The organism is Bythopirellula polymerisocia (assembly GCF_007860015.1).
GTDB classification, from domain to species: Bacteria; Planctomycetota; Planctomycetia; order Pirellulales; family Lacipirellulaceae; genus Bythopirellula; species Bythopirellula polymerisocia.
In genome coordinates this window covers 1-26,932 of sequence record NZ_SJPS01000007.1, presented here as the reverse complement: position 1 = coordinate 26,932, position 26,932 = coordinate 1, and the positions used below count along the sequence as shown (strand labels likewise).

The 26,932-nt window shown below is 53.2% G+C and carries 22 protein-coding genes and 1 tRNA gene; 19 read left to right on the top strand and 4 right to left on the bottom strand.

Annotated elements, in window-relative coordinates:
- Positions 1–210 precede the first annotated feature (210 nt).
- Genes Pla144_RS19300 through Pla144_RS19280 form a run of 5 tightly spaced genes read left to right on the top strand, consistent with a single transcriptional unit; the run spans position 211 to position 6,270 of the window.
- Complete coding sequence (locus Pla144_RS19300; protein WP_146452355.1) at positions 211–666, top strand: MarR family winged helix-turn-helix transcriptional regulator; 456 nt, start codon at positions 211–213, stop codon at positions 664–666.
- Entirely contained in the window at positions 663–1,982 is a 1,320-nt protein-coding gene (locus tag Pla144_RS19295) for an efflux RND transporter periplasmic adaptor subunit (RefSeq protein WP_197530832.1), read from the top strand. The genes Pla144_RS19300 and Pla144_RS19295 overlap by 4 nt, the downstream gene beginning before the upstream one ends.
- A 27-nt stretch (positions 1,983–2,009) precedes the next feature.
- Positions 2,010–5,558 (top strand): efflux RND transporter permease subunit, encoded by a 3,549-nt coding sequence (locus tag Pla144_RS19290; protein ID WP_146452354.1) that lies wholly within the window; start codon positions 2,010–2,012, stop codon positions 5,556–5,558.
- Positions 5,559–5,597: 39 nt separating this feature from the next.
- Positions 5,598–6,053: a type II toxin-antitoxin system VapC family toxin gene (locus Pla144_RS19285; RefSeq protein WP_231936450.1), complete on the top strand. Its 456-nt coding sequence runs from the start codon at positions 5,598–5,600 to the stop codon at positions 6,051–6,053.
- Positions 6,043–6,270, top strand: a complete 228-nt coding sequence (locus Pla144_RS19280) for a hypothetical protein (RefSeq protein WP_146452352.1) — start codon at positions 6,043–6,045, stop codon at positions 6,268–6,270. The genes Pla144_RS19285 and Pla144_RS19280 overlap by 11 nt, the downstream gene beginning before the upstream one ends.
- A 126-nt stretch (positions 6,271–6,396) precedes the next feature.
- On the opposite strand, the gene Pla144_RS19275 is transcribed toward Pla144_RS19280, so the two are convergent.
- Entirely contained in the window at positions 6,397–7,155 is a 759-nt protein-coding gene (locus tag Pla144_RS19275) for a hypothetical protein (protein ID WP_146452351.1), read from the bottom strand.
- Between the two features lie 233 nt (positions 7,156–7,388).
- Between Pla144_RS19275 and Pla144_RS19270 the strand changes: the two genes are divergently transcribed.
- The 13 genes from Pla144_RS19270 (at position 7,389) to Pla144_RS19210 (ending at position 24,164) form a co-directional block, all read left to right on the top strand.
- Positions 7,389–7,970 (top strand): ECF-type sigma factor, encoded by a 582-nt coding sequence (locus Pla144_RS19270; protein WP_146452350.1) that lies wholly within the window; start codon positions 7,389–7,391, stop codon positions 7,968–7,970.
- On the top strand, positions 7,960–10,605 hold the full coding sequence (locus Pla144_RS19265; protein ID WP_146452349.1) for a serine/threonine protein kinase: 2,646 nt from the start codon (positions 7,960–7,962) through the stop codon (positions 10,603–10,605). The genes Pla144_RS19270 and Pla144_RS19265 overlap by 11 nt, the downstream gene beginning before the upstream one ends.
- A gap of 275 nt (positions 10,606–10,880) precedes the next feature.
- The gene (locus Pla144_RS19260) at positions 10,881–12,440 is read left to right on the top strand and encodes a hypothetical protein (RefSeq protein WP_146452348.1); all 1,560 of its coding nucleotides are present in this window, start codon (positions 10,881–10,883) and stop codon (positions 12,438–12,440) included.
- A gap of 464 nt (positions 12,441–12,904) precedes the next feature.
- Positions 12,905–13,222: a hypothetical protein gene (locus tag Pla144_RS19255; protein WP_146452347.1), complete on the top strand. Its 318-nt coding sequence runs from the start codon at positions 12,905–12,907 to the stop codon at positions 13,220–13,222.
- A gap of 195 nt (positions 13,223–13,417) precedes the next feature.
- Positions 13,418–13,885 carry a hypothetical protein gene (locus tag Pla144_RS19250; protein WP_146452346.1) on the top strand — a complete coding sequence of 156 codons (468 nt, stop codon included), beginning with the start codon at positions 13,418–13,420 and terminating at the stop codon, positions 13,883–13,885.
- Positions 13,886–13,914: 29 nt separating this feature from the next.
- Positions 13,915–15,012 (top strand): DUF1559 domain-containing protein, encoded by a 1,098-nt coding sequence (locus tag Pla144_RS19245; RefSeq protein WP_197530831.1) that lies wholly within the window; start codon positions 13,915–13,917, stop codon positions 15,010–15,012.
- A gap of 562 nt (positions 15,013–15,574) precedes the next feature.
- Positions 15,575–16,993, top strand: a complete 1,419-nt coding sequence (locus Pla144_RS19240; protein ID WP_197530830.1) for a PEP-CTERM sorting domain-containing protein — start codon at positions 15,575–15,577, stop codon at positions 16,991–16,993.
- 215 nt (positions 16,994–17,208) lie between these two features.
- Positions 17,209–18,732: a PEP-CTERM sorting domain-containing protein gene (locus Pla144_RS19235; RefSeq protein WP_146452343.1), complete on the top strand. Its 1,524-nt coding sequence runs from the start codon at positions 17,209–17,211 to the stop codon at positions 18,730–18,732.
- Between the two features lie 298 nt (positions 18,733–19,030).
- Positions 19,031–20,113 carry a DUF1559 domain-containing protein gene (locus Pla144_RS19230; protein WP_146452342.1) on the top strand — a complete coding sequence of 361 codons (1,083 nt, stop codon included), beginning with the start codon at positions 19,031–19,033 and terminating at the stop codon, positions 20,111–20,113.
- 9 nt (positions 20,114–20,122) lie between these two features.
- Positions 20,123–20,503 carry a hypothetical protein gene (locus Pla144_RS19225; RefSeq protein WP_146452341.1) on the top strand — a complete coding sequence of 127 codons (381 nt, stop codon included), beginning with the start codon at positions 20,123–20,125 and terminating at the stop codon, positions 20,501–20,503.
- Between the two features lie 208 nt (positions 20,504–20,711).
- Complete coding sequence (locus Pla144_RS19220; protein ID WP_146452340.1) at positions 20,712–21,662, top strand: PEP-CTERM sorting domain-containing protein; 951 nt, start codon at positions 20,712–20,714, stop codon at positions 21,660–21,662.
- A gap of 91 nt (positions 21,663–21,753) precedes the next feature.
- On the top strand, positions 21,754–22,662 hold the full coding sequence (locus Pla144_RS24745; RefSeq protein ID WP_197530829.1) for a PEP-CTERM sorting domain-containing protein: 909 nt from the start codon (positions 21,754–21,756) through the stop codon (positions 22,660–22,662).
- A 380-nt stretch (positions 22,663–23,042) separates the two neighbouring features.
- Entirely contained in the window at positions 23,043–24,164 is a 1,122-nt protein-coding gene (locus tag Pla144_RS19210) for a DUF1559 domain-containing protein (RefSeq protein WP_146452339.1), read from the top strand.
- 205 nt (positions 24,165–24,369) lie between these two features.
- On the opposite strand, the gene Pla144_RS19205 is transcribed toward Pla144_RS19210, so the two are convergent.
- Both Pla144_RS19205 and Pla144_RS19200 read right to left on the bottom strand, forming a co-directional pair.
- Positions 24,370–25,044, bottom strand: a complete 675-nt coding sequence (locus Pla144_RS19205; protein WP_146452338.1) for a hypothetical protein — start codon at positions 25,042–25,044, stop codon at positions 24,370–24,372.
- A gap of 112 nt (positions 25,045–25,156) precedes the next feature.
- A tRNA-Ser gene (locus Pla144_RS19200) sits at positions 25,157–25,239 on the bottom strand.
- A gap of 289 nt (positions 25,240–25,528) precedes the next feature.
- Here Pla144_RS19200 and Pla144_RS19195 point away from each other — a divergent pair.
- The gene (locus tag Pla144_RS19195; protein ID WP_146452337.1) at positions 25,529–25,825 is read left to right on the top strand and encodes a hypothetical protein; all 297 of its coding nucleotides are present in this window, start codon (positions 25,529–25,531) and stop codon (positions 25,823–25,825) included.
- A gap of 71 nt (positions 25,826–25,896) precedes the next feature.
- Here the strand turns inward: Pla144_RS19195 and Pla144_RS19190 are convergent, their stop codons facing one another.
- Complete coding sequence (locus Pla144_RS19190; RefSeq protein WP_146452336.1) at positions 25,897–26,610, bottom strand: hypothetical protein; 714 nt, start codon at positions 26,608–26,610, stop codon at positions 25,897–25,899.
- Positions 26,611–26,932 lie beyond the last annotated feature (322 nt).

Sequence of the window (26,932 nt, the reverse complement as noted above, 5' to 3'; positions counted from 1 at the left end):
GGCGGGATGAGCCGCGTTGGTTAAGTTGGTGGTTGTAGGGGTGGGCATTACGCGCTCCGCTCTGCCTCGTAAGACTAGGCAGTCGCGTCGCGGCTAAAGTGAGGGGTTTTCCTGCAATTTCAGCGGCTCCCACTAGCTTTTGGCGGCTTGAGTGGCAATAATCGTTAATGCGCTAACGATTTTTCTTTAGGCCCATTTGGCGGTCCTCACGTGCTGAAATACGACTTTGAAGAGAGCTTGGGCTACTGGCTCACGATGACCCACCACGCCTATATGCGGGCGTTCAACGAGGAGCTTGCGCCCGAGGGTATTACCTATCGTCAGGCACAAGTTCTGGCTTGGCTTGCCTTGGAGGGCCCGATGCCACAAGCCGACTTGGCTAGCCGGATGTTGATCGAACCTCCAAGCCTGGTAGGAACTCTTGATCGGATGGAAGCCAGCAAGTTAATCAAGCGTTGCTCCTGTCCAAGCGATGGTCGCAAGAAACTGGTCCAGACGCTGCCTGAAGCAGACGCCCTCTGGGAAAAAATCGTTGTTTGCGGTCGACGTATTCGAGCAGTGGCTTCGGCTGGCTTGTCGGACCGCGAGATTGCCACACTCAAAAAACTATTGGGCAAGGTGCAGGCGAATGTTTCCTCAGGGGCTCACGAGAAATGTGCAAGATGAATCAGTGCCTAAAACAATGGACATTCTGCGTAGCCAGAACGATGCTCATGCTGATAGTTTCAGCCTTGCCGGCTATTGCTCAGCCTCCTGGGGGAAAACCTGGGCAGGAACCGCCTCCCGCTGGCATCGTCGCTGCACCGGTAGTCGAGAAATCCATTGAAGCCGAACAGACCTTTGTCGGAACAGTCATGCCGCTGCGTGTGGCTACGATTGGTAGCGCGGTAAGCGGTCGCGTGATCGAATGTCCCTTTGAGGAGGGAGACCGAGTCGAGGCCAATCAACCTTTAGCTCAACTTCTCACCGATACGATCAAACTCGAAATCACTGGAGCCGAAGCGGAACTCGACCTGCGTAAGGAGCAACTTGCTGAACTGGAAAATGGGAGTCGGCCGGAGGAGATCGCCCAATCCAAGGCGCGAATGTTGGCAGCGGAGGCTCGGCGAGATTTTCTCGATGCCCGCTATGGCCGCATGCAAAGTTTGCGTGATACACGCGGAGCGGTGACTGAGGAGGAAGTTGAAGACGCCAAATCTCAATCGCTTGAAGGCCAACAGGTCTTTGCCGAGATGCAGGCAGCCTACGACCTAGCCATCGCGGGACCGCGTGAGGAAATGATTGCCCAAGCTCGTGCCCAAGTGGCGATTCAAGAGGCACTAGTTGAGAAACTCCACGATCAGTTGCAGAAGCATACCATCATCTCGCGGTTTCCTGGTTACGTGGTTAGCAAGATCAGTGAAGCCGGCCAATGGGTAAACCCAGGCGATGCGGTGGCCGAGGTGGCCAGCATCGACGAGGTCGATGTCGTCGTTCAGGTGGTGGAGGATTACATTTCATTCGTACGCCCTGGCATAGAGGTAGCGGTGGAAATCCCCGCGATCCCCAACCGCCAATTTGTCGGCAAGACCATTGCCACGATTCCCCAGGGTGACGTGCGAGCGCGAACCTTCCCGGTGAAGATACGCGTGGCCAATGAGATCGGCACGGAGGGTCCGCTTATTTTGGCAGGGATGTATGCCCGCGCTTTGTTGCCCATTGCCAAAAGAAACCGGGTCATTATGGTCCCCAAGGATGCCGTCGTATTGGGGGGCCCTCAACCCATCATCGTAGTCATCGAGGGAGCTTCGGCTCTGGGTGAAACGGGATCGCCAGTAACGGTGCCTGTAAAACTGGGTACTTCCCAGGGAGATCTGATTCAAGTAATCGGCAACGTCCAACCAGGGCAGATGGTCGTAGTGCAAGGAAACGAACGAATTCGCCCTGGCCAAAAAGTATTGATCGGGCGAATCGCGGGTGAAACGAATGGCGGAGTGGAGTAGTTCAAAAAATTATGTCGGAGAAAAACAATGAGACTGGTTGAGTCTTTTGTTCGCAATCCGGTGAAGATCTCCGTGGGGGTGCTGATGACGGCACTCTTCGGGACGATTGCGCTCACTCGGCTCCCTTTGCAACTGACTCCCGAAGTCGATACGCCGACAATCACGATCACGACTCGCTGGCCGGGGGCCAGCCCCAAAGAAGTCGAGCAGGAAATCATCGTCGAGCAGGAAGAACAGCTCAAAGGTGTCGAAGGAGCAAACAAGCTCTCCTCAGAGAGTTCCGACTCGCAGGGGGTGATCACGATTGAATTCAACGTTGGGACTGACATGGATCAGGCCTTGTTGAAAGTGAATAGCCGGCTGAATCAGGTGCGCGAGTATCCCGAGGATGCTGACCAACCTGTTATTACGACCGCTAATTCGTCGAACTCTCCGATCGCGTGGTTCATCTTTGGTCTCAAACCCCCTTCGGCAGAAGAGATCATGGCATTTGCGGTCAAACATCCTGCCATCGAGAAGGAACTTGAGCGATGTGCGCGGACCAGCAATCCGGGACTGCTCTTGCATCGGCTACGCTCTCTCGCAGCCGAACATCCTGAGGTGAATGAGTTGCTGCCTCCTCCCGAACTGGACGTCACGAAGCTGCGACGATTTGCAGAGGATGAGATCGAAGCAAGATTTGAGCGTGTGCCAGGGGTCTCGCAGTCAAACGTAATCGGCGGCCTGGAAGACGAGATGCAAATCATCGTGGATCCAGAAAAACTCGCGGCTAGACAGATCACTCTCTCTCAGATGCGGAATGTCTTGCGTGACCAAAACAAAGACACATCGGCGGGTGATTTTTACGAAGGGAAACGCCGCTGGGTGGTGCGGTCATTGGGAGAGTTCCGTACTCCTGAACAGGTAGAGAACCAACTGCTCGCAGTCCGCGATGGGGCGCCGGTGTTCGTCCGCGACGTGGCAACGGTGAAACTTGGCTACAAGAAACCCGATGGCGTCGTGCGACGTTATGGCGGATCAAGTATCGCTGTGAACTGCATTCGCGAAACGGGTGCCAATGTACTCGATGTGATGGCAGACCTCCGTGAGGTGATGGGCGAGCTCAACCGCGACATTCTCAATCCCAAGGGGTTGATGCTCAGCCAAGTGTACGACGAAACGGAGTACATCAACTCCTCGGTCAACTTGGTGCAAGAAAATATCTTCCTGGGTGGTGCATTGACGATGATCGTGCTGATGTCGTTCTTGCACCTAGGCTATCGCACACTGCTGGTAATTCCTGCAATCCTGGCTACTTCGCTGGCAGCTGTCTACCTTTCCTCGTGGTGGTTCGTGTTGTGTTTGGCACTAATTATTGGCAGCGGTTTTTGGTTCGCCCGGGGAGCACTCGTCGTGGGATTGGCAATTCCGATCAGCATCATCGGCACGTTTCTCGTGCTCGGTATGTTGGGACGTTCGCTGAATGTGATTAGCCTGGCAGGGATGGCGTTTGCGGTCGGCATGCTGGTGGATAATGCCATTGTGGTGCTTGAAAACATTTACCGGCGCTATTCGTTGGGTGAGTCACCTGTGGACGCCGCCGCGAATGGGACTCAAGAAGTGTGGGGAGCCGTGATTTCCTCCACACTCACGACGATTGCAGTTTTTCTCCCTGTGGTTTTTATCCAGGAAGAAGCGGGGCAATTGTTCCGCGACATCGCGTTGGCGATCAGTGCCGCAGTGGCCCTCTCGTTGGTGGTATCGGTGACAGTGATCCCGACTGCAGCCTCGCGACTGTTTCGCAGCAAGCGTAGTGAGCAGCAGCCCGATCAATTGAATTTCGGCGAGGTCAACCATTCATCGACCGCGCCTACTCACGAGTCCCCATTAGTGCGCGTGATTAACTCCCTCGGCGGCAGATTTAACCAAACGATGGTTGGTATCAATCGTTGGATCCAGGGGAGCTTCCTGCGGCAACTCGTGACAATTGTTTTGTTAATCTCTTTTGCTCTCGGACTGAGTTGGCAGCTTTGGCCGCGCGTGGAATACCTGCCCAGCGGCAATCGCAACCTGGTCTTTGGTATTATTCTCCCCCCGCCGGGGTACAACATCGATCAACTGATGTCGCTGGGCGAGATCGTCGAAAGTGAGTTGCAGCCGTATTGGGATGTCGAGGAGGATGCCGACGACAGCCAGTCAGAAGTCCCCGCGATCGCGGATTTTTTCTTCGTCGTACGGGGACGTTCCGTGTTCCTAGGACTGCGTGCGAAGGATCCCTTGCGCGCAGCGGAGTATGTGCCTCTCATTTTCAATGTTGGCAAGAAGCTCCCTGGCGCGATTGCCGTCGCCAAGCAATCGAGTCTATTTGAGCAAGGGCTTGCCGCAGGCCGCACGATCGACATCGAGATCACAGGACCCGAGGTAGAACGACTGGTGCAATTGGGAGGTCAAATATTCGGCCAAGTGATGGGGATGATCCCTAACGTCCAGGCCCAACCGAAACCGAGTCTTGATCTTTCCAGTCCCGAAGTTCATGTCACACCACGTTTGTTACAAGCTGCCGAGATGCAGGTGAACTCCTCCGAACTGGGATTCACAGTCGATGCACTGGTGGATGGTGCCTATGTGAGTGACTATTTCCTCGAGGGGAAGAAAATCGATCTTACCCTCAAGGGAGAAGATAAGTTCTCCGATCGCACACAGTTAGTGGGTGCGATCCCCATTGCGACACCATTGGGACAACTTATTCCGCTCAACGCGCTGGCTGATGTGACACTGGCCAGTGGACCCGAGCAACTCAACCATCGCGAACGGGTCCGCGCGATTACGATCTCTGTTTCGCCGCCTCCCGAGATGGCTCTTGAAGAAGCCATGACAATCATCCAGGAGCAGATCATCCAGCCACTGCGCGAGGGAGATCAACTCGACGGTGGCTACCGAATCGCCCTGGAAGGGACCGCCGACAAACTCCGCGAGACATGGCTGGCACTGCGTGAAAATGTCCTGATTGCCCTGTTGATCACCTACCTCTTGATGGCGGCACTGTTTGAATCATGGCTCTATCCCCTGGTGATTATCTTGAGCGTCCCCCTGGGGGCGGTCGGCGGAATCCTCGCGTTGCGTGTGCTCAACCTATTTGTGTTTCAGCCGCTTGACGTGCTGACAATGCTCGGCTTCGTGGTGCTCATTGGCACCGTTGTGAACAACCCGATACTCATAGTGCATCAAGCACTTAACCATATCCGCCTCGATGGCATGAGTGCTCAAGAGGCCGTCCTGGAAAGCGTCCGTACTCGCATCCGTCCCATCTTCATGACAACGACCACCACGGTCCTCGGCCTGTTGCCTTTGGTAATCTTCCCCGGAGCCGGAAGTGAACTCTATCGCGGCCTGGGTAGCGTGGTGCTGGGAGGCTTGCTCTCGTCGACACTCTTTACACTGATCCTTGTGCCGACATTATTTACTCTCACCCTGTCCACCAAAGAGCTCATCACCGGCGGCAAAGAGATAGAAGATGACATGGGTGATGAAGAAGCTATCAGCTCGCCAGTTACGACTGCTGAAGAGGAGTTGGAAGTCGGGGCTGGGGCGCGGTAGAATGAAGCGATGGATACAGTCTACATCGAAACGTCTATCATGAGCCATGCAACTGCAAAGCCAAGTAGCCATCCAGCCACGGCTGTTTTGCAGGAACAAGCCAAACGCTGGTGGGATGAACAAAGCCCGAGATACGAAGTTGTCACGTCCCAGTTTGTTATTGACGAAGCGAGCCGTGGCGATCTGGTCGCTGTTTCACGTCGGCTCGCATTACTCAAAGACTTACCCGTTTTATCAGCAAACCCCGATGCTGAATCAGTTGCTGACCACCTCTTGGCCCGTTCTCTGATGCCACCAACTGCTCGACTCGATGCCTTACACGTTGCCTCTGCCGCTTTGGCCGGTGTACAATATTTATTGACGCAGAATTGTACGCATATTGCAAACGCTCATGTGCTTCCTCGCGTCTATCGACTGCTCGACGAACTCGGTTTATCCGGCTTACTTATTTGCACGCCTGTGGAATTCCTGGGAGGGCCAAAGGATGTCACGTAACCCCATACTCGACGAACTCCACGAAACTCGCAGAAAGATTCTCGCCGAGTACAACGGCGACCTTTCTGCTTACTTGCGTGAAGCGCAGGTTCGGCTTGAAGCATCTGGCCGTCCGATCGCAAAATTGAAGCAAAGAAGAATCCGAGATATTGGGGCCGCAGAGGCGGCAGTGATTGAAGTTGAGAAACTCACATCGCAGCGCGATTCCAATCGTTAACGACACACGATGCCAGAACCACTTTTTTGAAAATGGTTCTGGCACCTGCTTCTGACAAACTCCACAATGCCATCGTGTGCCATCCATACCGCGACCAACGGTCGCGGGGATTTGCTGGAAGGCGTCCTAATTCATGCTCAGCGTTTCACCCGAAGCCTGGGACAACAGCACGGGGGAATATTCCAAGCCCTTCAAGAGTCGTGCCACGGCATCATATTCGGCGCGGACCGTTGGCACCTTGTTGCCACCGCGGGCGAGCATTTCCTGATAAAGCGTATCGCGGAACCGATCACAAGCTTTGGCAAGTTTCGTGCGTTCCTGTTCTGGGACATAGCTGCCGTAGGCTGTGATGCGGGCCATCATACGCTCCACTTCCTGGCGATGCCTCGCGAATTGGGGGCTGGAGGCCATGGCTGGCCAGTAGACGGTGCCCGTCTCCCAATCCAGGTCGTAGTCAGTCAACTGATACTCGAGCGCTTCCTGCAATTCCAGCATCCGGTTCACCTGGCGGAGTTCGAGCGTGTGCAACTTGCGAGCGATCCGCTCTGAGTGGTAGTGATCTCGGCGAATATCTTCGACGGCGAAAGCCGTTCTTACATGCTTCACTTTGTTGTCGAGATACTTGGAATAAGCATCTTCACCTATGGAAGCGGCTTGAGCAGACTCCAGTTCATAATTGCCCAATGCCTGCACTAGGACGGCACTCCCCCGCAGCACTCCCTCGGCATACGTTGAGGAATGTCCGTGCGGTGCCTCTGGCGGAGCATAGGGAAACGAAGCGTTGGTGCTCGGTGAGAGATACTGTTGGCTCTCTTGGGCTGCGACGAGGTTGGCGATTAGAATGGATGAAATCGTGGCAACTAGCAGGGAAAGTGTGTTTCGCATGACTGGGTCTCCTGTTTTCGAATTTGAAAGGCCAGAACTTCCTGACTCACCCTATTAAGCGAAGAAGGCGCACCGGAGAGACAATCTTTTCCTAAAAAATCTTTGCCGGGAGGGTGAACAAGCCCAAAAACCCTGTAAAACTGCGATATTCTCTTCTTTTGACTCCAGTATCGATTTATCATGTCCATGGTGATATGGTCGTAAAAGCCTGCGGAATATAGGAAACCTGGCGAATGTCCGATCCTCCTTCGGAAGTGACCCTCTTAATTCGTCGCGCCCAGCATGGCGACCAGGATGCCGGTCCGCGATTGCTGGAGATCGTTTACCAGAAATTGCATCAGATGGCCGAAAAGAAATTGGCCCAGGAACAGGATGGGATTTCCGTGCAGGCCACTGTCTTGGTTCACGATGCTTACCTCCAACTGGTCGACGCAGGGGAAGCTGCCGACTTGAATGACCGCAAGCACTTCTACGTCGTGGCCGCCAAGGTAATGCGGCGCATGTTGATCGATCGGGCCCGCGCCCGACGTGCCCTCAAGAGGGGTGGCGCAAATTGGAAGCGGTCTGGTGTAGAGCTAGACCATGTCGCCGATCCTGGTCCGAATACCGATGTCCTGGCGTTGCACGAGGCACTCAAGCAATTGGCGACATTCGATCCTCGGCAGGCAGAGATCGTCGAAATGCGTTATTTTGGAGGGTACACGGTCGAAGAAACCGCCGACCTGTTGAATGTGTCTGTGAGTACCGTCAAACAGGATTTTGCCGCGGCTAAGGCTTGGCTCTATCGCGAATTGACTCGAGGTAATGATGCCTGACGCTGCCTGGGATGACATCAAACAAGCCTTCAACGAAGTGATCTCGCTTTCCGAACAAGACCGACAGCGATTTCTCGACGAGCTTTCTCAGAAGTCCTCGAAGCTCCATCAAGAAGTGGTTGCCTTGCTGTCTTCCCACGAGCAAGCCGACAAGGAGAGCTTTCTTACTGGATTAAAGTCTGAGAGATCGACCGCGCTTGATCTAGAAGAGACAATCAGTCTGGCTGACATGCAGACACTGGAGAAGAAAGAAGCAGAAGACGAAGCGCCCTCGATGAGCACGATTTCGAATGCTGCTCCGATCGAGGAAGACAATTACATTGGAGAAATCGGCGAGTACAAGCTCCTCGAACAGCTTGGCCGAGGCGGGATGGGAGTCGTCTACAAGGCCTATCAAGAGAAACTCCGTCGGACGGTGGCCTTGAAGGTGATTGGGTCGGGAAGCCTTTGTTCTCCGGAGGACATCGCTCGGTTCCACATCGAGGCAGAAGCGGCGGCCAGGCTCAATCATCCGGGAATCGTTCCCGTGTATGACGTGGGTCAACACGAAGGGACCCACTACTACTCGATGGAATGCATCGAAGGGCAAAGCCTCGCAAAAAACATTGGGGCCCACAATCCGCGGCTCGATCCCCGGCGGGCCACACAACTCATCGAAAAAGTCTGCCGAGCAGTGCAATACGCCCACGACCGCGCCGTGATCCATCGCGATCTAAAGCCGGCGAACATCATGCTCGACAAAGAAGGGCAGCCGCGACTCACGGATTTTGGACTCGCCAAGGTGCTGCAAGAGGAAGAGGGCCTGACCATGACCGGTCAGGTGATGGGGACGCCTAACTACATGGCCCCCGAGCAGGCGAAGGGGCAGGTCGACCGCATCTCGAATCGCACGGATGTGTACTCTTTGGGAGCGACGCTCTATGCTTTGCTCTCGGGTGCGCCTCCCTTTGTTGGCAAGAATCTGATGGAGACGCTGCGCAAGGTCGAGAGCGCCACGCCCGAGCCACTCAGCTTCCACGGCTCACCGGTCTCACTCGACCTGTGGACTATTTGCGAAAAGAGTCTCGCCAAACGGCCCGAGGATCGCTATGAATCGGCGGGGGCAATGGCCGATGACTTGCAGCGGTATCTCTCGGGTTTTCCAATCACTGCGCGGGCCGTCGGTCCCTGGATGCGGACCTATCGGTGGTGCCAGCGGAACACTCTAGTAGCCGCACTCATCGGTGCCGTCGTCGGGACGATGCTGGTCGCCTCGATTGTCTCGATCAGTTTTGGTATTCAAGCCAATGCGTCGCGAGTCACAGCAGAACACAATCTTGTCTTACTGGAACGAGCCCTAGAGGAGGCATTTGTCTCCGTCAGCGAAAACGATCTTTCCGATGAACCTGGCACGCAACAGGTACGCAGAAAGCTGCTAACCGTTGCGGAACGTTACTACGACGAGTTGAATGCCACCGATCAGATCTCGTCGGAGAATGTGGCTAATGCAAGTTACTTGCTGGGCCGGGTGCAGGCTTCCCTGAACTTGGCAAAGGAGGCTGAGCAATCTTTCCGCAAAGCTATCGAAATACAGGCCAGCATAGTTCAAAAGCCAAAAAGCACAGTCGATGCGCGTATGGCTTTGGCTGCCACGTACAATGAGTTGGCCAAGCTAGGTGAAAAGGCTTGGAGCGTCCGCCTCGACGCTGCCAACGAAATCGCCCAGGCAGGCCTACGGTCCTGGCGCGAGAATTCGCAAAAATGTCTCCAGTACCGCACCGAGGCACTCGCAATGTTGCCAAATAGGTTCGACCTGCAGAGGTTGCAGGCTAATGCCAAGATGAGTCTTGGCTTATGCCATGTCCAGCTTGGTCGCGTGAACCCTACGGGAAAGAACTTTGCCGATGCGGAACAGCTCCTGCAAGAATCGCTCACTACTTTTCGCGAGTTGGACGAGCAAACCGAGAACGACCCCCTTATGCGAAAAGACTTGGCCCGCAGCCTAGCGGCCTTGGCCCGTTTGCGCGATGCCGAGGCGGAACCGCTAGTCATTTCCGATCCAGATGCCAACCAGAAGCTGATTCGCCAGTCGCTCGAACTCCGCTCGCAAGCTGCGGAGACCCTGGTGAAGCTTCCTCCCGAAGCGGTCACGGCCGAGATCCAAATGTATCTAGCCACTTGTTACCACCTTTGCGGGGAAAGCCACGTGCAGTTGGGCGAAATTGATGAGGCGATCGCCGCTTACGAGAGCAACATGGGGGTGATGCAGCGACTGTTAATGACCAATCCAAGTGTCTTCATCTATCGCGAGGGAGTGGCGCGGGCCCAGTTTATGCTCAGCCAACTCCTGTTTGCCAACAAAGACAACCAAGGTTACGACTATATCGTAGAATTGCAATATACCCTCGTGGATGGGCTGGCGATCAACTCTAGCAATCAGAAAGCTGCCGATCTGCTCTTCGAATATACGAGCAGTTTGACCGATTCTCTCGTGCAAGCCAAATTGATGGCTGAAGCTGTCTTTCAACTGCAACGAGCCAGGGACTTGCTGTCCGATCTGCAAGTAATCGGGGATGATCGGAGAGTCATTGAGAGCGCGATTGAGAGATTCGATCACCGAATCAAGGAACTTCAGGAAACCGATCTAACGACTTAAGAAGAAATAGAAGGAATTTGGGAATAGGAGGAACTGGGGAATGAATGCGCTTATCGTCATCCCCATGCAGATGGGGAACTTGTTGCCCGCCAATGCGAATAGAACGGGAAAGCCAAATTACTCCTATTCCCCTATTCCCAAATTCCTTCCATTTCTTCTCCCCTGCTAGCACCCCCACTAATCCCGAAAGTCGGCAAGTTTTCCTGTACCCTTAAAGTTTCCCTAACCGATACCCACCTAAGACGTACTTTTTATGTTCTCGGGGGGGAATCGTAATGCTAGTCAGATCGTTCGCTGTCCAACTTTCTCTCTTGGCACTTGTCCTCGGTGGCTTTGAAGTCGCTCTGTCGCAGGCCCAAATGCCCACGCGCCGCTTCGAGCAGCCACAGAGTCGCAACTATTCTGACGCCCAGGATGCCTCATTTTTCTCTACCGATACGGACTTGAACCAGGCGCTGCCTGTCCAATTCCAGTCGGGCGCCCAGGGTGGAAGTTCCAGCCGCACCTCTACCAGACAGGCATCGCTAAGTGGCAACAACCAGCGAACGCCGCAATCGTTTGCCGTTCGGCTGGCCCGCGCTCCGAACATGATGGGAGACTTTCTTGGGCAACTATCGGAATCGGGCCAGATGGATTTGTTCATTGGCCCCTCGGTACAGCAGACGACCAGCACCAACGATTTTCATCTAATCGAGGACGATGGCATGAAAACGGTTTATGTCGGCGGCCCCTCAGGCAATATCCCGGGATCAATCTATAGCCCAGGCCCCACACCTCCAGCCCCGGATTTGGTACTAGGGCTCATGAGCGATGTTCCAGGCCTGTTTTATGCCCAAAGTACCTTAGATGATTACGTGGATGTGTACGATGATCCGAGTGCAATTGATCCTGACATTTACAATGCCCTGGTCTACGACATCTATCAAGAGGTCGAATTTGTGCTCCCCAACCCGTCTGCCGCGGACTTTGTTGGCCGGGTAAGGGTTCAAGACAACAACAGCCCGTTGCCCAAGGATCGTGTCTTCTTCGATTACAATCTCTTCACTAATGTGCCACTGAATGCCGCGGGGGTCGACGTGAATCGGTTCGCCCCAGGGTTCGAGAAGACATTTCTCAACAAGATGGCCTCGATCGACGTGCGGGTGCCGATGGCCCTCACGCTTAATAGTTCGATCTCAGCTGACGGAGCGACGGATTCCTCTCACAGCGAGTTCGGCAACCTGTCGCTCATATCGAAGTTCCTGCTCACCTCCACGGAGACCTGTGCTGTAGCCGCGGGCTTAGGCCTGGCAGCACCCACGGCCGATGACATGGAACTGGGCTTGTCCAACGGCACTCAATTGATTGCCATCGAAAACGACTCAACTCACCTGTTGCCGTACATCGCGGCCCTCTATACACCTGAGAGAAGCAACTGTTTCGTTCTGACCTATTTGACTTTCGATTTCGATACCATAGGCAACGACGTCCTGGCCAACGTAAACGGCACAGGCCTGGAACAGATCGGCGTGTTGCAGGATCAGAACCTGGTGACGTTCAGCCTGGCTTTCGGCTCCTGGTGCTATGAAAATTACACCCGTGGCAACATGATCAAACGGATCGGCTGGTCGCTCGAAACGCATTACACCGCGACGCTCAACGACGCCGACACGGTTTCGGTGGGCAATTTCCAAATCGGTGATCCTAACCAGGATTTGTCGCTGGTGAATCAAATGATTGGTGCCCACATGCAGGTTGGCAAGACGATCTTCACTGGCGGCTATGGAGTCCCACTTACGAGCAGTGACCGGGTCTTCGACGGCGAGCTGAGGTTCTTCGCCAACCGGTACTTCTAGTGAAACCGGCAAGAGTTCTCCACCTGGCTGAAGCTGGCTCGATTTACGGAATGTCCAGTACCTCGCTATTTCTGCAGGAATCGACCTACTAGGTTTGCATCGCTGAGAGCGTTACAATCGCGGGTTCACTTGGTATTCGTTCTTCACGAATGGTTACTCTTGCGAGGAAGTTATGATGACACTGCGGGAACCTCTCTTCGAAAAACGTCTCCAGTCCTCTGAACGGCGAGATTATACCTATGTTCAGCCCGATGAGTATTGCCGACTATTATTGAGTTGGCGTAAGATGGTAAGGGTGGATGCTGGCGACAGCGAAGTTTGCGGATTAATGGATTTGCAATCTGGCAAGCGATATGCCATCGAGCGCCAGAGATTGCTGAGAGGCTCATAGGCGTTTTCGGACGGTCGCCCTAGCATTTGCCGGAACTATCAATCATCCAGGTCTGGCGAAAGAGAGGAGAACTATGATTCTCCAAAAGTCTAACAAGGCGATTTTCCATAAAGGGGACTGCGTCGTCTTCCGACGCATGAAGTGCAACACACAGCCCAGCCGCCGTGCTCAACATGTCCAGGCTTCCGAACATGGTGACGACTATTATTACTTCGTCGAAAAGTGTTGGGTCGTGGCCGACGTACGCGAAGACGGCAAGTTGCTCTTAAAAACGCGGAGTGGCAAAAGCCATCTCATCGACGCCGACGATCCCAAACTACGCCCGGCGAACTTCTGGGATAGGATCCGCTATCGCGATCGCTTCAGCCAGTTGAAGATCGCTGGTCTATAGCTGCAGGGGGCCGTTGTGGTAGCACGGCACGAGCTCTCGCTTTAGCGCACTCAACCTGCATCTGGAGCGCAAAAACGCGAAATTTAGGTCGCTTTTCTGCGAAATCTCTTTTCGGAAATCCGCCCGTGTGTCATAGTGAGGGTTGTGCAACGTGGGCGGCACTGAGGTTTCTCGAATGAATAGGACCAATGCCTGATGCTGCGTTCAATGCCAACTTTTCCTGCCGGAATGATTGCAGTTCGTCTGGCTTTTGTTTCCATCATTTTTTCGACAATCGGATGTGGCAGTGGTTCTTCGTCTTCCTCGCAGACGGAAGACGTTCATCTGAAGGTACTAGGCTTGCTATACGGTCAGTTCATGTCGCAGTCAGCTGGGAAAGCGCCCGCAAATCAAAAAGTATTCCTTGAGTACTTAAAGAGTGATTCCGCTAATTGGGACAACTTGGCTCCATCGGCTGAAGATTTCCTGAGCAAATCTGGCGATGGAACTGAATTGACCGTACTTTTTGGGAGCGAAGTGAAGACTCCCGAAGATGGTGGACTACCATGGGTCGCATTCGAGAAACTTCCCGAGGAGAACAAGTACCGCGTTGTCAACGCACGCGGGTTTGTTCGTTTGGTGGATAAGCAAGAGTTGGATCAACTCTTTCCCATCGCTAGCTAGAGATACCAATTATGTTCATGAGGACTTCTATGAAAAGACGTTCACCAAAAATAGCAACCGGTTTTACCCTGGTTGAGCTTTTGGTCGTGATTGCAATCATTGGCGTGCTAGTGGCGCTCTTATTGCCAGCGGTCCAGGCCGCCCGCGAAGCTGCCCGACGAACTCAATGTACCAATCAACTCAAACAGATTGGCTTAGCAATTCTCAATTTTTCGGATACTAAGAAAGTCTTTCCAACTGGGGGAACTGTTATCGTTCCGAAAATTGAGGACTACGTGGTAGGGGGGACCCCGTTGGGCCCAAAGAAACAAGGCCTTGGTTGGGGCTATCAAATCCTCCCTTTCCTGGAACAAGCAAATCTTGCGAATATCACAACTTCTGCTCAACTCAACTCAGCAGTGGTTCCCCAATACTTCTGTCCTTCGCGTCGCTCCCCGGTCACAAGAAATACTGTTGTATCCCCCTTGCTGGCTGTCACGCTTTCTGACTATGGAGGAGCCATTCCTTGTGGTTATTCAGATTACACTCAAACGACCAAGAATTCCCCGATAACAAGTGGTACTCGCGGAGGACCCGTTGATAGCCGCAATTTGCGGCGGGAAAGATTCTTTGGAGGCCCAGGCAGTACTTATATTCTTCAAGTTCCTGATGACGAGATCTATCAAGGAGTTATTGTTCGCACTCCCTACCGATTGCAAGGATCGGCGGGGTCTAGGGGGGGAATCCAGTATGTACCCGCCAGGAATGTCACCCAAACTATCAGTTCAGCCCAAATCTCTGATGGCACAAGCAACACTCTGATGGTCAGCGAAAAATTCGTTCGTCCGGATCTGTACGAGGGGGATAGCTCCTCGGATGATCGCGGCTGGAGTGACGGTTGGGACCCCGACACGATGCGCTCTACCTGCTGGCCTCCAAGACAAGACAGCTTGAGTGGTACGACGGACGATACCCTTTACGGCCCAGAAGCTGATGTCGTTGACTTTGGTTCCGCACACCCTGGAGGGATCAATGCCGTGTTCGCCGATGGCTCAGTCCATGTCATTACTTATGACGTCGATCCATTCGTGTTTGATTATCTGGGTGATCGGGAAGACGGTCAGATCGTCGACATGAGTCAATTTTGACCTTTCATGGCACAGAACTGTGTAGGGATTGAACACCGTGAATTGCGCAAACTTGTGTTGTTGATGCGCAAACGTGATTATTTCTCGGAAAAAACTAGGTTGTAATGGGTTTTGTAGTCAACGAATTTCTTGATTATTCTACTTTTTGGGATTAGTATGAGGAGTTACGGGCGGATTAGTTGAGTTTTTTTGTGGCTACGGTGCGCTCGTGAATTCGGGGCTTTTCTCTAGTGCACCGCTGGTCGGGTAACTTCAGTGATGACGCTAGAACAGGACAGGAGGTAATCAGGCCTGTAAGCATTTCCGATGAGGGTCGAACAACAAAGAAGCAATTATGATTGCGGGGGTAGCGTTTTTTGATTTAGACAGCAGAGTTCTTGCTCCACAGTCAGCGATTTTATCGTTTATCGCAATGAAATTCTGGGATCGAGATTTTCACAACATTGAAAGGGGAGTCAGTAATATGTTTTTACGACCGAAGATTTTAAGTATTTTTGCTAGCGCAGCCTTTATGCTGCCTTGTGCTGTAGAGGGACAGATTATTTTTTCAGACAGCGACTTTATGTCGAGCTCTTACACGACCAGTTCCGCGGGTATCGCTGATATCCGGTTCGGAGTGGACTACAGCAATATCGATATCTTTGCCCCAGTGGGTGGTTCCGATTTCTTGTTTGCTGCGATTCCACCTTCGCCTCGCGGCGGGGGGACCACGACTGGTGCATTTTTGTCAGCCAATAACAATTCGCTTGTTTCCAGCGAACTGTCATTCGCTTCCATCTCGCCTATTGGCGTGAACGTCGGCACAGGCACGGCCAATCCCAACTATGTGATGCGGGTCGACGTCTTCCATAGCACGGGCGAAGGTATTGATGATGGCTCTGGCAATGTGACCGTCCGAGGTACGACGAATTATTCTTTGCTGGGTATTAATCAGGCGAACACCACCGTGCAGGTTGGTTCTTTGAACGCACCAGGTAGTGGCAATCTTTCCGGTCAGGGACTCGGATTGGCTATCACAGCCGACACCGGAGCAGCCGAAGATTATATGCCAAATTACGGTGGTGCTAACTATCGCGACCGACCGGGGACAGTCACTCCGAGTCAGTTTTACACGGGCGATCAGGCTGGGATGAACACAGGTTTGATTGGAAACCATCTGAACAACTACTGGCTCGCCCAGGGATTAGGTTTTGAATTGGTCGATTCGGATGCGAATCCAGCGAACAATTTGAACGTCTTCACAGGCGATTCGCTCTTCTTCAGTCCTGATCCCACTAACACTGCGGGTTTCTTGGACGATGGATCGGGTGCTGATCGGGAAATATTAGCTGAGAAAATGACCACCCATAGTGATCCATTTCATCTTACGCCTGGTTCGACTTACACAGGGGCACAGCCACCGGCGTTCCTGCGTGGTAATGACACGCAGACCCCGGGTGTGCCTTACAATAAGTGGGCTACGCACGAACTTTACTGGGTAGACGGCACTTTCACGTATGTCATTAACTACCAGGGCAATTCGACGCCGGTTCTGCAAATTACTCCACAGCAGGGCACCAATGTTTTCGATGCCTTTAGTTCCGCTGGTACGGGTGTGCTGGCTTTCTGGGACCGCTTTGGTGGGTCAATCGCTTTGGATCCGGATGGAGGTAACTTCGTCATCTATGACAACCTGGAGTTTGAAGTCGCCTCTGCGGGGGATGTGCCTGATATGAATGCTTATCTGGCTGCCAATGGTTTGTTGCTTTCCAGTGGCGTCGCTGGTGACTTCGACGGCGACGGCGATGTCGATGGCAATGATTTCCTCGTCTGGCAACGTGGCAACTCCCCTACAGGTCCTTTGGACGCAGGGGATCTAGCTGCTTGGCAAGGTGCGTATGCTCCTCTGACCGCCGCAGCGACTGCTGTTCCTGAACCCGCAAGCATGTTGTTGCTGTTGGGCATGGCCGGTTGCAGCTTGTGCGGACGCCGTAGAAGTTAGCGATCGATTTAGAGTCGAATTGAATACCCCTTCCTCGGCCTACCGGGGAAGGGGTTTTTAAATGCTTGATAGGTCGGAGAACCCCGGTCTATTCCGTGCAGACATTACTTTTTACTAATGAGGAGTTCGGTCAGCGCCGCTACAATTCCCAAACAAGTCGAAACTTAAATCGACCTATTTTTGCTGATGCTCCACGACTACTGAGGAAAAAGATCATGTTACTTAGCCCCAGACTTCTTCGATGCTTGATGTTGGTTGTGCTCAGCTTCCCTGGCCTGGCCAGTGGCCAAATCATCTTTTCCGACAGCGACTTCTTAGCTGGCTCTTACACGACCAGTTCGGCCAATACCGCCGACATTCGGTTTAATGTCGATTACAGTACACTCGATTTATTTGCCCCTTTTGGTCAGCCAAATTACACGGTCGCTACGATTCCCCCGTCACCTCGCGGAGGAGGCACCACTACGGGGGCATTCCTGTCGGCGAACAACGACTCAACTATCGCTGGATCAGCTGCCTTTGCCTCTATTTCGCCTACGGGCGTGAGCGTCGGCACAGGGACGGCAAACCCCAACTACGTGATGCGTGTGGATGTATTCCATAGCACCGGGACTGGAGTAGATGATGGCTTCGGCAATATTAGCCAGAGAGGCAGCACGAATTGGTCTGTAGTAGGCATCAACCAGAGCAATACGACCGTTCAGATTGTCAATTTGAATGCACCGGGAGCTACTGGGAGCCTTCCGGGGCAAGGCCTTGCCTTGGCGATCACTGCCGACGCTGGAAACGGTGGTACTGGTCTCAATGGTGACGACTACAGAGCGCTTTACGGAGGGGCTGTTTACCGGGACCGGGACGTCGGTCAGGTGGATGGTCAGTCGTACTCACAGCCTGCAGGTGCAAATTCCGGGTTGATCGGTCGCAAGCTCAATGATTATTGGGAAACCCAAGGGTTTGAGTTTGACCCCGTGACGCCTGAACTGAACGACAATCTTCATCGTTACCCGGGTTCCCCCAACTTTTATGCTCCCGATCCCACGAACCCGGCTGGGTTTCTATCGGATGGATCGGGCGTAGATCGTCGCGTTTATCAAGAAGCCTTCCCCACGCATAATGATCCGCTTCACCTCTCGGGAACAGGCGTAAGTCCCCCTGCCTTCTTGCTTCCTAACTCGGTACTTCCCGGAGGTGTTCCTTACAACCAGTGGGCAACGCACGAACTCTATTGGGTAGATGGGCAGTTCACTTACTCCATCAATGACGTCCCCGTGTTACAAATTACCCCGGATATGGACGGCCTGAACGGCGATGATAATATCTTCAGCCAGTATAGTTCTGCAGGAACCGCAGTCCTGGGCTTTTGGGATCTTTTTTCTTCGATCGCGTTGGATCCCGATGGGGGTAACTTTGTCATCTATGACAACCTGGAATTCGAAGTTGCTGACGCGAACGACGTGCCCGACCAGATGGCTTACTTAGTTGCCAATGGGTTTTTGATTTCCACAGGCCTGGCAGGTGACTTTGACGGCGACAATGACGTCGACGGTAACGACTTTCTGTCCTGGCAGCGTGGTAACTCGCCAAATGGTGTTCCCGGAGTTTCGGTGTCTGCAGCGGATTTGGCCGAGTGGCAAGGAGCCTATGCTCCACTGACCGCCGCAGCGACTGCTGTACCTGAGCCTGGTAGCTTGCTGTTGCTATTGGGTATGGCTGGGTGTGGTTTGTGTCGGCGACGTTGAAGATGGTGGTGGGGCGTGGTTCCCGTAGGCCGGACCGATTTCCGGCAGAATCGAAAGTCGAGAGATTCAAGACAAGAGCCATCACTCTGTCTCTTGAATCTAGTCGAACTTTTGACTCTTGTGCCGGAACTCGCGTTGCTCGGTCCGGCCAACGAAGATTTGGCTGTTCTACGCAGAAGCGCGATTGTCGTGCGCGAGAGAGCACTTTTTAAGGAGAACCTCAGCTACTACAATGCAGTGTTGAAAGAGGCGGAAGCGAGAAGCTTGGTCCCCCGTGATATTGAAAAGGAACTCGTGTATGAATCGCCGCCTATCTAGGAAGGGCTTGCCTGCTGGCAATCATTCCAATGGCTTTACCCTAGTAGAGTTGTTGGTCGTAATCGCGATCATCGGCGTCTTGGTTGCTCTCTTGTTGCCCGCCATTCAGGCAGCCCGCGAGGCGGCTCGGCGGATTCAATGTCAAAGCCAATTGCATAACTTGGGTCTGGCCGTACTTAATTACGAGTCGTCTTACAAGAACTTACCCCCTTCAAGTCAAATGCAAAATCCTCCTGGGGGACGCGGGGGAAACATATCTGCCGCTCGACTAATGTATTCGGGCGATCAATTGAGTTACGTCGTGAAAGTCTTACCTTACCTGGAATTGCAATCTCTTTACGACCAATTTGACTTGTCGAAATCGGTGCTAAACCAAAATGTTAATCTAGCTCCTGAAGCGCAGCAGCCATCTGTTCTGCTGTGTCCCACCGACGGTGCTTCAGGTCGATTTTATCAATCCCCTACCTACACAACAGGAAAAACTTTGGGCAAGGGTAACTACGCTGCATATACTTGTCCGGAGCACATCACAAGCAGCGGAGTTTGGCAAGGGGCTTTAATTCATGAACCCCAGCCACTTTCCCGAATTACAGACGGCACTACTAATACCGTGATGTTAGCTGAGGTCCGAACACGTGAAGACCCGCTTGACCAGCGTGGGGCGTGGGCCTTGGCTTGGCCTGGAGCGAGTGTTTTGGGGCTGGATATGCACGGCACAGGCGTCGGCACGGGCAACGTTGGAGATCAAGTCGGCCAAAGCAATACTCCTTACATTCCCAATCCCAGCTTGGTTGATGGTGCGTTGCCACCCAATGCAACCAACTATCAAGACGATCTTCGTGATTGTACCTCAGGAAGTTTCACACAACAGGATTCACAGCTGCAAGGCATGCCTTGCAATCCAACAAACTCTCATACTGCTGCCGCCCGTAGTTTACATCTGGGAGGTGTGAATGCGGCTAATGTGGATGGGAGCGTGCGATTCCTGCGGGATGAGATTGATCCGCTGATCCTTGGTTTGTTGGTCTGCATCAACGACGGAATTTCCACTGAACAGGAATAAGACTTAAGGATGAAAGCAGCCATTTCACTTGGAACATTTGGCTTGGGAGTCATTTGCGTTGCGCTGAGTCTTATTTGGGGGTTGATATTCCCTGCCACGAATCAGTGGGGTCCGGAAAAGGCAGCGGCTCTTTCATCGCTCTCTGACGAGGTTCATAAGCTGATGTTCCAGGCCGTCGCGGCCGAAGAGAACCCACGTTCTTACAAGGGTGGTGATCCCGCCGAAGTGCAAGCTGAGTATCGAGAGAAGAAAGCCAAGTTGGCCGAGATGCAACAAGAGCTCGAATCCATCAAGGACAGCCCCCAAACCTCTGCCAGCTATCTCCGCTGGACAGGCATTGCCCTGGTCGTAGTCGGCGCCGTGGCCGTGAAAGTCCTCGGGGAGGGGTAAAATTGATTTTTTTGAGTTATTTCCGTCATATCAAATACACAAAAGAGAGGCAATTTGCGCAATTTGAAGAGTATTTTGCGCAAGAATTGTTTCGCTATTTTTAGAATCGCTTGTTAGGATAGAGGGAGTGTGCGGGCTTCACGGCTGCGCTATTTTGGCCCTACCGTAGTTTTTTGACTCTGAGATTTTTAATAGGGGAGTTGTACTAATGAACCGACCACAGCGAATTCTTTCACTTCTTGCCGGAAGTGCCTTCATCCTCAGTTGTACGCAGCTATCTGCAGCAACTGTGCTCTATCGTGATCAAATGAATAATGGCGCGACCTGGAATCTCAACGTTTCTTCGGTCGACACGGCTGTTACGGCCGACTACGACTACAGCGCAGACGGCATCCCCGAGGCACCTAATAGCGAAGTCGGCGACGCAGCGACCCGCGGCTTTAAGGCACAAGCAAATATCGGTGCTCCAGGTGCCTCTGAATTCTTGACGACTTACCCCATTGGGAAAAACTTCACGGGAAGTTATCAGCTGCGGTTCGATGCCTGGCAAAACTTTGAGATCGGTAGCGGTTCCAGCACAGAATTTATGGGTGGCGGAATTGGCTACGACGATGTCACAGCAGACGTAGCAAGTGGTGCCCAAGCTATCGCAACCGGCGAAGGAGGCTCGAGCAACGATTGGCGTGCCTTCAAGTCCCCTCCACAGTTCTTTATCCCAGCTGCTGATATGACGGGCGGCTCTCGCAATGGATCAGATTCCTATTACGCCGATTTCTTGCCAGCCGTTCCTCCGCCAGCAGCTCAGGGTCAAGCGGCTGGCACGAGTGTCGCAGGGTCTCCAGGCTTCCAGTGGATCACTTGGGAGTTCAATGTCAACGGCAACATTGTCAGCATCTTCATCGAAAAGCCTGATAGCAGTCGGTTGGAGATCGTCAGCTACGATAAGACCGACACGAGCGATGGTTCTGCGGGAGTAAACACCGATGGCAATATTTCGCTCTTTTATGCGGACTTCTTTTCTTCGGTCGCGTCTCGCCCTGACCTGCAATTCGGTATCTTCGATAATGTCGTTGTAATGGAGATCCCCGAACCCGCCTCGTTGGCTTTGTTGGGATTAAGTGTAGTTGGTTTGGTGGCTGCCGGGCGGAAGCGTCGCTGAACAAGATGAGCAAAATGTGCATCGTTACTTGATTTTGTTTGTATTCACTCCTTGATTAACCTCTTAGTTATTTTGAAAAAGGATCTGTCTAATGAAGAGACTACTCGAAGCTACCACACTCGCGGCATTTGTTGCCTGGTCACTGCCAGTCCACGCTGCCCTATTCTCCGAAAACTTCAACGATGGCAACGCCTCCACGCGTTGGTCAGTAGTCAGCCAGCAGGAGAGCGGTGGATCTGCCCCGCCTGATGGCAGCGTTGATTTCGCATTCGACTACAGCTCGATTGGAATTGCCAATCCTAGCGGCGGAAGCGACACGATCGGCGCCTTTATTCAGGTCAACAAGACTGATCAGCCTGGTGCCGAAGGCGAATCCTACTCGATCTTTCCCAATGGCAAGAGTTTCTCCGGCAAGTTTTTTGTTGAAGCCGACATGTTCGTATACAACGACGGTGGTGGCGGATCCACCGAATTCGGCATGGCTGGCCTTTTCCTCGATAACTCAAGCCCCGTATCCCCGTACGAATTTGGCTCTGTCGGTGGGCCATATGCTTTGACCTATTCCGGTGAAGGGGGCGCAACTAGAGATTTGGCCGTCTTCGAAGAAGGTAGCGGCTCTTCCACAGGTTATATCGGGTTGGGAGACTATGCCGCTTTCCCTGCAGGCACGATCCCCGGTTTTCAGACTGGGGTAGGTGGCGCCCTCGGCCCTGCTGGCTCCAATCCTCGCGGTTCGTGGGTGAAGATTCGTGTCGCCTCGGATGGTACAACGATCAATTCGTTCTTGAACGGCGCTCTAATCGATTCGTACGACAACAGCGGCGGCTTTTACACGGCAGGCAACATCCTGTTGGGAGCAGCTGATCCGTTCAATTCCTCGAACGGCAACAACGGCACGGTGATTGATAACGTAACTGTAGGTGTCCCCGAACCCGCTTCGTTTGCTCTCTTGGGCCTGAGTCTGATCGGCTTGGTCGCCTCAGGACGTAAGCGCAGTTAGTTCTGTTCTTGCGAACCAACAACAACGGCCCAGGCAAGAGTCTCGACTCCTGCCTGGGCCTTTTTTTTGGGTATCTTGTCGGCCGAGATGAGTTTCACGAGTTCCGGCAGATTAGCAGACAGCTGATAGTCAAGAGTCAAGAGCCTGAAGAATGTCTCTAGACTCTTTGCTCTCGACTGAGTACCCGTGCCGGAACTCGTTCTGCTCGATCCGCCCGACGTGAGATCGATCGGTGCGGCCCACAAATTTGCGCAATTGCGAGCAATAGATGCGCTTCGTGTTGTTGCCGGAATGGCGTGCCGAGGTAAAATGGACTTGTAGGCTGAACCGGACGCAGGGAGATTCCCTGCGCAGTTACATTGGGCAAGCAGGTTTTTCAGATGAAACAGACTAGAAAAAATAGTTCCGCTCGCTTTGCGTCCCTAGCAGGCTTTACTTTGGTTGAGCTCCTGGTGGTGATCGCCATCATCGGCGTCTTGGTGGCCCTCTTACTGCCTGCGGTTCAGGCGGCTCGAGAGGCAGCCCGACGTTCGCAGTGTCAGAACAATCTCAAGCAGATTGGCTTGGGAGCACTGAATCATGAGAGCACGCATGGGTTTTATCCGTCCGGAGGTTGGACGTATGACTGGGGACCCGATCCCAATCGGGGCTACGGTGAGAAACAGCCGGGCGGCTGGGCGTACAGCTTGTTGGCATTTATTGAACAGCAGAATTTGAGCAATCTTGGGAGTGGAACGGTTATTGGCACCCCTGCGCACCAGGCAGCCATGACCCAGTTGATTCAGTCTCCAGTCGATACTTTTATTTGCCCTTCGCGAAGTGCCCCTCGTCTTCCGCTGACCATCTGGAACGCCCCTGTGAAAAATCTTGGGAGCTGGGTTCGCCCCCTCGTGGAAACTCAAGGAGCTTTTCGTCTTGATTACGCTGCCAGTTCTGGGGACTCTAAGTTTTGGGATGGAGACTCTTGGTTTGCTTCTACGCCTGCTCCTTCGGGTAACGATTATTCGGCGGCAGATGCCGCAGTATCAACCGTATTTTATTCTCGGCCTATAGATGACTGCGATGGACCCGCTACGAGAGGTGGCTCTCGTCAGTATTGCCAGAGCGGTGTTGTAGGTCCTGCTAGCGAGATTAAAGTTCAACAAATTTCGGACGGGGTTTCCAATACTTATTTTGTTGGTGAAAAATTTATGGATCCAGATGAGTATGCCTCGAGTTCATCGTTAGCTACCAATCAAGCAGCTTACTGTGGATACGAATGGGATAATCAGCGAAAAGCCTGGAATGCTGTACTAGATTCTCCTGACGCGCAAGAGGATTTCCAACCTCGTCCGGATACCCCCGGATTTTCAGGGCAAGCCATTTTCGGCAGTTCCCATCCTGGGGCGTTTAACATGAATTACTGCGATGGCTCTGTCCGCGCGATAAGCTACGATGTTAATCCGTTCGTACATTCCTACAGTGCCAATCGACTCGATGGCCAGGTCATCGGTGCGAACTAATCAGCGCCATCTAGTTGCGTAAAGATGCACCAGAGAGGTTCGACGAAGCGTCGGAATAGCAACGGGCTTGAATTCGCTGTGTAGTTGCTTTCATGGTGTCGCGGTGCCAATGTGATTTTTATAAAGCCGCCTGGAACTCGTGAGAATGTCGGCAAGACAAACGGGATATACACCCTCTATCCCCACATATCTAAGAAGTCTTACATCACCTGCTTTTAAGGTAAAAGACCATCTTCTTGTTCATGATCGAGCGGTCGTCCTTCGCCACCTCTTGGCCCAGGGTAGTCTCGGAATTGTATTGGGGGGGAATGATTTCTTTGCCACCAACTATTTTTGAAATCCGTACCTTATAAATGCCCAATTGCATGCCGGGGGGATCGGTAGGAGAACGCCGATTTTCTTTGGGGATTCGCGGGCTGGCTGAACCGAAACCATCGGTAGTCGCCGATCCCGCTTCGACCACTCCTTCCAGAAAGACATCTGGTTCGAACGTGACCGTCGCCCCTTCCAGCCCGCGGCCATCCAGGACAACATCGCAACTGAACTGCATTATTCCTACCCCCTGATTTTCCCAGGCTTGTACGCGCTCTGCCACTTCTGATTCAGAGACCTTGCCATCGCCGTCAGTTTCCAAGTTCTTGAGGGCAGCCTTCAAACCCGGTGCATTATCCAGTTCGCTTCCTGCCACAAAGCCGTCCTTGTCAGTATCGTAAACTTCAATCGCCTTGCTGGCCGCCTGTTGCGGACTATACCCGGGAGCGGTAACCCGCGAGGCAACTCCCCCACTACATCCCCCCAGCACCGCCATCATTACAAAGCAGCCAGAAGCGATCGCAGGAGATTTTCGAGCTCGGCAAGGTAGATTCAAATGTTGAGACATTTCACATTTCCTAGTGTAGCAATCAGTGAACGAACAGCAGTGGAATTGGCCCTCTAAGGACTGCGGTGGGAGGGGGTATCGACAGAACACTTTCTGCGAACCAATTATCAAGCGGAGGGCATGGGATTCGAACCCACAACCCATTGCTGGGCATCTGATTTCGAGTCAGACCGCTGGCCAATTCGCTTACCCTCCGGATGTCCTTTCACCGAGGCGGCAGGACCCTCCTAATTTAATCCGCATGGGCCTCGTGGGCAATGCATCGAAGAAATGGGAGGAATCGGGGAATTTAAGGAATGGATTTGAAGAACCGTGCAATGGGGATTCCCACATTCCTCCCAATTCTTTCTTTCCTTCCTATTCTGCGGGTTCTTCACCCTATGCCGTGTATGCATGCTGAGGACGAAATACCGCAGCTGCTAGCAGGTCGCGCCGATACTTGCTGTATCCTGACCTTCCTCCCGTAGTTGCAGTGAGAACCCCTATGGCGGCTGAGAAAACGATCCGAATCGTCACCCGTGGCACGAACGGCGAGTTGCGGACCCGCGACTACCAGCACGAAGAAGCCATCCTGAAGATGCACACCCAGATCGGCATCGATGATTGCAGCACCGATTTGAGTTTGCGGGGTATGCCGGTTTTTCGGGGTCTCATAGGCCCCATGCCCGAGACGAAGGGAATCGTCCGCTATGAAACCCCCGAGGTCTTCGAGGCTCTCACCAAAGAATGGGGCAGCACCCCCGCCGGCCGCCGCTCCCGCCGCCGAACAACGACACGTTGAGGGATGAGCGTTGAGTGTTGAGAGTCAGATTAGTTTGACACTAAACCCTCAACCCTAAACTCTAAACCTTCTTAGCGATACCGCGAATTGACGGGCGGAGTCTGCCAGTTGCCGGTTGCCTGGCGAGGTGGATCGCTCGGCATGACGGTTCCCCCGATGGTTGTCCCGCCTGAGTCACTTGGTCTCGCTGCAATTGTTGCGCTGCGATACGGAGACTGAACTGGGTTGGCGGACTGGGGTTGGGCGCTACTCAAAGGCTGGGCAGTTGCCAGTGCTTGATTGCTATTGTTCGTGGAATTGTTGCTCACCGCCACGCGGGTGATGATCTCGCGCTCCGCCGTGCGATATTCAGTCACGGGCACTTGCACGGTCTTGGTTTGCGGGGCCCAGGTAACCCGATTCACAGGGATCTGGACGTTGGCTACCTGATTCTGCCAAGTGGTGACCTGCTCGACCTCGTAGGCCCAATAGGGTGTCACAAACGGGTTCCACCTTCCAACCAGAACAGGGACTACCTGATTCTGAGTTACAGGCACCGAATACATCTGCTGATGACTGATATTCTCGGTAGTAGTTTGCGGTGCGTAGAAGGTCTGCTGGCGATCCTGCATCACCGTGATGGGGACCGTCTCCTTAACGACTTGCCGAGTGACCTGATAGCGGACACCGTCGATATCTTTGTACTCAACCTGTGGAGATGCCACATCTTGAGCGGTGGCAGACAGCGAGCCGATTCCAATGAATATGGATGCGAGAGCGACGGTCCATCGTCGAGCGACAGGCATTTCATACCTCGGCGATTGCAAGTATTCGGGTATATTGCACAAAGGTGGGGGGTCAACCACCAATTCAATCGAGAACGCTGCCGAGAGACAGATTCCTTCGATATTCATCGGCCAGAGAAGGCGAGAATCATCAGCCTGCTCGGGAGCACTGCTAGCATCGAAAGCGGCAAACCTCTAAAATTGCCGGGATGCTAATGTCTTGCCTCAGTCGGAATTGGAATTATCCTAGGTGAGCGTTAGTATAACGCGAAGCTTTGGAGAATTCGATGAGCGAGAGCAGTTCCAACAAGCGAGAACGTCGTCACTTCAGTGGCCCTCAGAA